This window comes from Bartonella sp. CL162QHHD (genome assembly GCF_042195435.1).
Lineage (GTDB): Bacteria > Pseudomonadota > Alphaproteobacteria > Rhizobiales > Rhizobiaceae > Bartonella.
The window spans coordinates 1-8,104 of the sequence record NZ_JBHIOG010000037.1; the positions used below are offsets into that span (position 1 = coordinate 1).

General features: G+C 36.7%; 3 protein-coding genes and 1 pseudogene. All 4 read left to right on the forward strand.

The annotated features are described in order from the left end of the window. The coding region (locus ACFILD_RS03090) for a YadA-like family protein (protein ID WP_375663195.1) at window positions 1-280 on the forward strand (280 nt) is incomplete at its 5' end. 436 nt (window positions 281-716) lie between these two features. After that, window positions 717-917, forward strand: coding sequence for a hypothetical protein (locus ACFILD_RS03095; RefSeq protein WP_273791568.1), 201 nt, complete (start codon window positions 717-719; stop codon window positions 915-917). Window positions 918-2,143: 1,226 nt separating this feature from the next. Continuing rightward, window positions 2,144-5,203 (forward strand): YadA-like family protein, encoded by a 3,060-nt coding sequence (locus ACFILD_RS03100; RefSeq protein WP_375664754.1) that lies wholly within the window; start codon window positions 2,144-2,146, stop codon window positions 5,201-5,203. A 1,208-nt stretch (window positions 5,204-6,411) separates the two neighbouring features. After that, window positions 6,412-8,104, forward strand: a pseudogene (locus ACFILD_RS03105) (hypothetical protein); the annotation flags it as partial.

Genomic DNA, 8,104 nt, shown 5'->3' on the forward strand with positions numbered 1-8,104 from the left:
GGATATGAAATTTGAGACGTTGAATTATGCTATTCAGGATGTTCGGAAAGAAGCAAGACAAGCTGCTGCTATTGGTCTAGCAGTATCTAATTTAAGCTATGACGATACACCGGGAAAATTAAGTTTTTCATTTGGTACGGGTGTATGGCGCAGTCAATCTGCACTTGCTCTTGGTGCTGGTTATATGTCTGAAAATGGAAGATTTCGCTCTAACGTATCTGCAACGAGTTCTGGGGGACATTGGGGGGTAGGTGCTGGATTTAGGGTAACACTGAATTAACAATAGAAAATTCGAAATAAATTTTCCTTCTCTTATCAAATGCGTTACATGTGCCATTTGAAGAGAAGGAAAGTTATTTTCATCATAAATGAATAGCAATAGAAGATAAGGGCGTATTTCGAGTAAAAATATATTTTTTATTATGAAATTTTATATGAAAAAATCATTTATCATCTCCAAAAGGAATTATTTGAGTAATCGATATTTATTTTTAATATATTGTAATAATATTATTAATGAATGCAGCATTGTTTTTTATGACAAGATAGGGGGTATTTTATTTTGCATAATTCTACTGCTGATAAGATTATTATTGGATTGTATAATGCCATAAAAGGTGATCAATTACATGACAGTGAGCAGCAGATTAAGACAGTTTTTAATGATGCGAAAAAATATATAGATAAATGTTTTTCTGAATCCATAGTATAATGCAATGAGTAATGTTGTTAATGATGCAAAATCTTACACGGATACAAAATTTGAAGCATTAAGATGTGATATTAAGACAGCTCAGAAAGAAGCAAGACAGGCATCCTCTGTTGGTTTAGAAGTATCGAATTTAAGTTATTTTAATATCCTTTGGTCTTTAAGTCTTTGTTTTGGTAGTGGTTTATGGCGTAGTCGATTGGCTTGAGCTATTGGAACCGTTTATATGTCAGAAGATGGAAAGATTCGCTCTAATATATCTGTCACGAGTGCAAGAGGTTACAGGGGGTTAAGTGCAGGAGTAAACTTAACACTGCATTAATAATAAAAAACGCATTCGCCCTTGTTTCATCAGACAAGGGTAAAAATTTTATAAAGAAGTGATATTTTACACAGAAACTCATAGAGTAGTATACTTGTAAAGTTTTATAACAATGTATTTTGTAATAATAATCTTAGTGGGACTAATTTTAGTTACAGTGAAGCATTTTAACAAAAAAAATTACAAATGCAGAGTGATGTTTTTATATAAATTAATAGAGCACGCGTAATCGCACAATATTTTAAAACTGTACAGTTTATAATTTTATTAATAGGAATATCCACTAGGGGGTATGCTTAAAGAAATAAAAAATCTCATTTTTTCCATTTTTATTATTTTCTTTGTATGTAGCAGCGGGAATGATTAAGTAAGACTCACTTTGATCACAACAGGGATATTTAAAGCATAACGATGCACCAGCACTTTTATAAAAGCCTAAAGTGTAAACAATGAGGCTATGAATTCTAGAATTATTTCAAGAATCAGAAAGACGCATTATATAAAAATATAAAAAAATAATTAAATTATTTTTTCCTTGCTATTTTTTAATAATCTGTATAGAGTGCGAAAAATTAATTAAAAGAAACTAGAAATCTTCTCGCAAAGCGGGGTGCGGTAAGTTATGGAAAAATTACAAAATCACAATCGTCTGATCTCAAAAAGCTTTAAGAGATACAAATATAAAACTCATGGGTATCTCGCTTATTTTCACGACAAAAGCACAATAACCCTACAAAAAACGCTCTAAATTACTCAACAAACAACTTAACTCCCTTGCGCAATAAACATCCTTTATTGCCTCTTAAACACACAACACTTAATAATAGCGCGCAAACATGTTTTTTCTACACTTCTTTCACCTTTCTTCGCCTTTAAATTTAAAGGCTCTGCTACAGAAAGAAAATCCCCCCTAAAAGGGGAAAATAAACCTTATTAATCGGACTATCAATCAAGGTGGACTACAACCTCATTGATATCTTAGATAGTCCTCTTCCGCATTATGACAACCCTAATCTTTTATAAAACAAGAAAAAATAATCTCTGGAGCTTAGTAGCACCAGAATATGTCTTTTTAATGTTTTTAATATCTTTTTTTACTTAGAGGATTTATTATGAAAAAAATATTATATACCACACCACACACACTAGCAGTGAGTAATTTAAAAAATTCTTGCTCGTCTTATCGATTACCTTTTATTAAAACGCTTTCATTAGTGTCAGTAGCTGCCTTTTTATCAAGTGCTTCTCCTGTTTTTGCTTGTGATCTTTGGGGTAATGTAGCGCAGTATTTTGGTGGAGGTACAAATATACGTAAAAGTATTGCGCCAACCTATATAATTAACGGTAAAATATATAGAGATGTTGGTTCTGCGTTGTATGGTTTGGAGAATTATGTCGCTGAAACTAGGTATGATAAGTTTGTTAAGCAAGATGCATCAGGACTTATTACAATTGGTGCGGACGTAGGTGGTAATAGAATAACTATCGCAAATAGCTCTCATGGATTGAGGACTCTTACTGGTGTTGCTGATGGTTGGGTTTCGCCAATCTCGTATGATGCAGTCAATGGTTCTCAGCTTTTTTCCCAAGGCGTCAGTACTGCGATCTCTTTTGGCGGTGGTGCTGGATACGATAGAAAAGGAAACTGGATAGCTCCTACTTTTACAGTTAAGGTCTTTGATAAAAATGGTAATGGAACTGAAAAGGACTATAAGAATGTTGCGGATGCCTTTACTGGCGTAAGTAGTTCTTTCACGAATCTTGATGCAAAGATTGAAAATATTAAGGTGGCAAGTAATAGTCTTGTTAAGCAAGATGATACAGGACTTATTAGCATTGGTGGAGAAGTAAGTGGAACTAAGGTAAGCATTGCAAACGTTGATAATGCAGTTCGGACTCTTACAGGTGTTAAGGCTGGTTCGATTACAGCAGTGTCTACTGATGCGATAAATGGTTCTCAACTTTATTCCATGAGCAATGTAGTTGCAGGCTATTTTGGCGGTGGTGCTGGCTATAAAGATGGAAACTGGAGTGCTCCTACTTTTACAGTTAAAGTCTTTGATAAAAATGGTAATGGAACTGAAAAGGACTATAAGAATGTTGCGGATGCCTTTACTGGCGTAAGTAGTTCTTTCACGAATCTTGATAAAAAGATTGAGAATATAGTCATTGATGCGACAGGTAACAGTCTTGTTAAGCAAGATGATACGGGACTTATTAGCATTGGTGGAGAAGTAAGTGGAACTAAGGTAAGCATTGCAAACGTTGATAATGCAGTTCGGACTCTTTCGGGTGTTAAGGCTGGTTCGATTACAGCAGCGTCCACTGATGCGATAAATGGTTCTCAACTTTATTCCATGAGCAATGTAGTTGCAGGCTATTTTGGCGGTGGTGCTGGCTATAAAGATGGAAACTGGAGTGCTCCTACTTTTACAGTTAAAGTCTTTGATAAAAATGGTAATGGAACTGAAAAGGACTATAAGAATGTTGCGGATGCCTTTACTGGCGTAAGTAGTTCTTTCACGAATCTTGATAAAAAGATTGAGAATATAGTCATTGATGGGACAGGTGATAATCTTGTTAAGCAAGATGATACCGGACTTATTACCATTGGTGGAAAAGTAAGTGGGGCCAGGGTAAATATCGCGAATGTTGATAATGTGGCACGGACTCTTGCGGGTGTTAAGGCTGGTTCGATTACAGCAACATCGACTGATGCGATAAATGGCTCTCAATTTTATGCCATGAGCAATGTAGTTGCTAGCTATTTTAGTGATAATGCTGGATATGATAAAGATGGAAACTGGAATGCTCCTACTTTTACAGTTAAGGTTTTTGATAAAAATGGTAGTGGGACTGAAAAGAACTATAAGAATGTTGGGGATGCGCTTTCTGGTGTAAGTAGTTCTTTTACGAATCTTAATCAAAAGATCGAAAGTGTGACAGGTGATAGTTTTGTTAGGCAAAATAGCGTTGGGCTTATTACGATTGGTGGAGACAAGGGTGGTGATAGAATAGATATTGCAAACGGTATTAATTTTCCACGAGTTCTCTCTGGTGTTAAAGGGGGTGCATTTACGGCAACATCGACCGAAGCGGTAAATGGTGGTCAAATTTATTTTATGGCTCAGGCATTTGCACATTATTTTGGCGGTGGTGCTGGATATGATAAAGCGGGAAAATGGTCAGATCCTACATTTACAGTTAAAGCCTTTGATAAGAATGGTAATGAAACTGAGAAAAACTATACTAATGTTGCAGATGCGTTTTCTGGCGTTAATAGTGCTTTCACAAGTTTGAATGAGGAGATTGTTAAGATAAAGGATAGCGTTGGTATTATTGAAAAAAGTTATACACCTCAAGATAATTCTTCGGATATTATTTCAGAAGGCTTTCCTTTTATGAGAAGCGCACGTTTTCTAAGAAGCTTACCTCTTGCCATAGATGAGGAAGAAAGCGCCATAGATGAGGCGGATAATTCAACCACGGTAACTGTTGCTCCTAGTGAAATTTTAGAAAAGTCAACTTATGAAGTGACTGACTATCAGTTTTCGCAGATGAATAACAAGGTAACAGAAGTTGAAAAAAATGTAACCGACGTTACAGACAGGGTAACAGAAGTTGAAAACAAGGTGAATGTTGCGGTTAGCTATGATACCGATGATAGCGGAAAGAAAATCAATAGCATCACTCTAAAAGGTGTCGATGACAGTGAGCCTGTTTTGATTACGAATGTTCAAGGTGGAAAAATTGAACATGGCTCTAAGGACGCAGTGAATGGTGGTCAGTTATACGATCATACCGCGGAGCAGATGGAGATTACTCTTGAAAGTGCGAAAAGGTATACTAAAGAACAAGTCGATAATGGTGTTAATGAGGCGAAATCCTATACCGATATGAAGTTTGACGCACTAAGTTATGATATTACGAATGTGCGCAAAGAGGCAAGGCAAGCAGCAGCGATTGGTTTGGCAGTCTCTAACTTACGTTACTTCGATGACCCAGGATCTGTGAGTGTTTCATTTGGTGGTGGTTTTTGGCGTGGACAATCTGCCTTTGCGATTGGTGCAGGTTATACATCTGAAGATGGCAAGATTCGTTCTAATCTATCAGCAACCAGTGCTGGCGGTCAGTGGGGTGTAGGTGGTGGAATAACTCTGAAATTAAAATAACACCAGAGAATATGAAAAACTACAATTTAAGCGAAGTTTCGCCCTTGTCTCATCAGACAAGGGCGAAATTTTATATTATAGAGAAGTAATATTTTACAGAGAAGTCCATAGAGTAGTATACTTATAAAGTCTTATAACAAGGTATTCTATAGTAATAATCTTAGTGAGATTGATTTTAGTAAAAAGTGAATTACTTTAACAAAAATTTTATAAATACAGCGTAATACTCTCATATAAATTGATAGAGTGCGTAATCGCACAGTATTTTAAAACTGTACGTTCTATAATTTCATTGATAGAAAATATCCATTGGGGGGATACGTTTAAAAAAATCAAAAATCGTATTATTATTATTTTATTTATTTGCTCTGTGCATAGCAGTAGCAATCATGAGGTATGCAACAGCGGCAATTATTAGTAAGACTCATTTTGATCAAAATGGGACACCTAAAACGAACGATTAAACAGAACCTCTAGACAAGTCTATAGTGCATGGAATCTATGAATTTTAAAGTTATAAGGATATTTTACGATTGTATAAATCGGAAAGACTCATTCTGTAAAAATAATTAAATTCATTTTCCTCTTGCTATTTTACGCAATAGTCTATAACATTGCGAAATATTCTTTAGTAAGACTCATTTTGGTAAAAACAGAAAGATGCTCGCAAGGGGGGGCGCGACGGATTATGAAAAAAACAAACAATCACCTTCATTTTATTTTGAAGCTCTTTGAGAGAAAAAAATCTAAAGCTCAAGAGTATACCTCTTACCCCCGCGATAAAAGCGTAATGATTTCACAACAAGTACTCTAAATCATTCAGCCAACAACTTAACCTTTTCCCCTAATAAACATTACAGCCTCTTAATTATACAAAATGAACTCTTTTACTTTAAAAACTATAAACCGCAGATCTAACAATAGGGCGCAAGTATGTCTTCTTCATATCCGTTTTTCACCCTCATTCAGGAGTTTTGTTGCAAAAAAAAGCATCCTTCTTAAAAGCGGAAAAAATAAAAAACCCATTAACCAAACCTTTAATCAACGTCCATCACAACCTTGCCGGACTTCTAATTACTTCTGTTCGCCTCTGCGGCAAACTCAAACTTTATAGAGAACAAACAAAAATCACGTCGTTAATCACCCCTAGCACTGAAATATGACTTTTTAATGTTCTAAATATGTATTTCTTATTTGGAGAATTTGTTATGAAAAAATTATATACCACACCAAAAGCGCTAGTGGTGAATGATTGTAAAAATTCTTGCTCGTTTTATCGACGGCTTTTTATTAAAGCGCTTTCATTGGCTTCAGTGATTATCTTTTTATCAAATGTTTCTCCTGTTGCTGCTGCTACTCAGATTTTAAATAACAAATCAAACGACTTTAGTGGTGGTGCAAATGCGCTTAAAGGTATACCGCCAGCCTATGTAGTTGGCAGTAAATTGTATAGAGATAGTGGCTCTGCATTTGTGGAGGGGGAGGATACCCCCAAGAACTTTAGTCTTAATATTAAGTTTCAGACTAAAGCTGCTTTTGATACTGCATTTGCAGGTACGGAAGGTTATAAGAATGTAGAAGGTTATAAAAGTGTTGCGGATGCATTTTCTGGCACTAATAGTGATTTGGCAGGTTTAAATCATCAGCTTGTTGAGATAAAGGAACCCCATGCTATTGGGGAAAAACAAGATAATCCATCTCAAAGTGATGATCAGCATAAGAACACAGACAGCTTTTCTCTTATAAGAAGCTTACCCAGTGCACTAAACCGAGCGGATGATGGGCCAACTGTGATAGCTATTGCTCCTACCTCAGTATTAACTGACGTGACTTTTGAGAGTAGTGAAGGTAAGACACGGCGTCTTTTGAAGGTTTCTCCTGGTGAGCTCTCAAAAATGTCAACCGATGCCGTTAATGGTTCCCAGCTTTATACTCTAGGTGATAAAGTTGCAAAATCTTTAGGTGGTAACGCTAAGTATGAGAATGGCACGTGGACTGCTCCTACATTCAAGGTTAAGCGCTTCAATTCTGATGGTGACGTTACTGACTCGACTTATGACAGTGTCGCGACTGCCTTTGCCGGTATTGGTGATTCTATCGCGAATATTAAAAATGAGATTAGCAAAGAAATTGCTGGTGAAAAAAGTGATTCTTTAATCTGGAGCCAAACGGCGAATGCCTTTGTAGCGACGCATGGGGATAGTAAAGAGAACAGCAAGATTACGTCTCTTAAAAATGGAGACATTAGTAGAACGTCAACGGATGCTGTAGCTGGTAACCAGCTATATGCTCTAGGGAGCAATGTTGCGAAGTCTTTAGGTGGTGGTGCTAAGTATGAGGATGGCCAATGGAGCAAGCCTAAGTTCACGGTTAAAACAGTAAAATCTGATGGTACTGAGAGTGAGGAGAGCTATACAGATGTGGCTTCAGCGTTTGCCGGTGTAGGCACTTCTTTCACGGATTTACATAAAGAGATTACCAATGAAATTAGCACTGCTCAGGCTGATGCGTTGTTGTGGGATAAGGCTAAAGGTGCCTTTGTAGCGACGCATGGAGAGAAAGATAGCAAAAGCAATAGCAAGCTTACATCTCTTTTAGATGGTTCGATTAATGCTGGTTCCACGGATGCCGTAACGGGTAATCAGCTTCATAAATTGGGTGGCGATGTTGCAAAATCTTTAGGTGGTAACGCTAGGTATGAGAATGGCACGTGGACTGCTCCTACATTCAAGGTTAAGCGCTTCAATTCTGATGGTGACGTTACTGACTCGACTTATGACAGTGTCGCGTCTGCCTTTGCCGGTGTTGGTGATTCTATCACGAATATTAAAAATGAGATTAGCAAAGAAATTGCTGGTGAAAAAAGTGATTCTTTAATCTGGAGCCAAACGGCGAATGCCT